This is a genomic window from Pontibacter sp. HJ8 (genome assembly GCF_054824225.1).
This window is the reverse complement of sequence record NZ_JSYF01000455.1, coordinates 1-823: the sequence shown is the minus strand read 5'-3', so window position 1 is coordinate 823 and position 823 is coordinate 1. Positions and strand designations below refer to the sequence as shown.

The following is an 823-nucleotide window of genomic DNA, read 5'->3' as shown; positions in this document are numbered from 1 at the left end:
GGCCTCCAAACAGGTACAAGTAAAAGGTTCTATAAAAGTGAAAAGATGACGAATCAAAAAAAAGACTTTATGCGGGAAGCCATCCGGCTGTCTATTGAGAAAATGGAAGCTGGCTTTGGAGGCCCTTTTGGTGCAGTAGTGGTGCGGAACGGGGAAATCATTGCCCGGGGGTATAACAATGTGCTGGCTACCAATGATCCGACTGCCCATGCCGAAGTCGATGCGATCCGGAAAGCCTGCCAGGCGCTGGGAACCTACCAGCTCAGCGATTGTGACCTCTACACCAGCTGCGAGCCCTGCCCAATGTGCCTGGGAGCTATCTACTGGGCAAGGCCGCGGAAGGTATACTACGGCAACACCAAGACAGACGCTGCCCGGATCGGCTTCGATGACCAGTTCATTTATGAAGAACTCGACAAGGACCTCGCAGCGAGAACCATACCAATGGAGCAGTTACTCCACGAGGAGGCACTGGCCGGATTCAAGGCCTGGGAAAACCGCGTGAACCGGACACAGTATTGAAGGCAGTGCAAACAGCAAGACTCTTTACTGTCAGAAAAGCAGATCCGGGTCCAACCACCCCTGCTCCTGCTTGTCCAAGAAGGGGAGCCTGCTACTACGATAGCTCCAGTTGTTGTTTCATGGCTGGTGTACTGTCATCCCCCTGCCCCCTTCGAAGGGGGACTTTCTGCTGCTGCTATTCATCTAGTATAAGCCATGTAGCAGCAGGTATAGCCGACAGGTATAGCAAGACATCCTTACAACAGTTATTCTAAGCGAAGACATCAGCCAAGTGCACCTTTAGGGCAACACACTGTTTGAG

The 823-nt window shown here is 52.2% G+C and carries 1 protein-coding gene; it reads left to right on the top strand.

Annotation, left to right across the window (positions count from 1 at the left end; translation table 11 throughout):
- Positions 1–45 precede the first annotated feature (45 nt).
- Positions 46–522, top strand: coding sequence for a nucleoside deaminase (locus OB13_RS17725; RefSeq protein WP_461491519.1), 477 nt, complete (start codon positions 46–48; stop codon positions 520–522).
- Positions 523–823 lie beyond the last annotated feature (301 nt).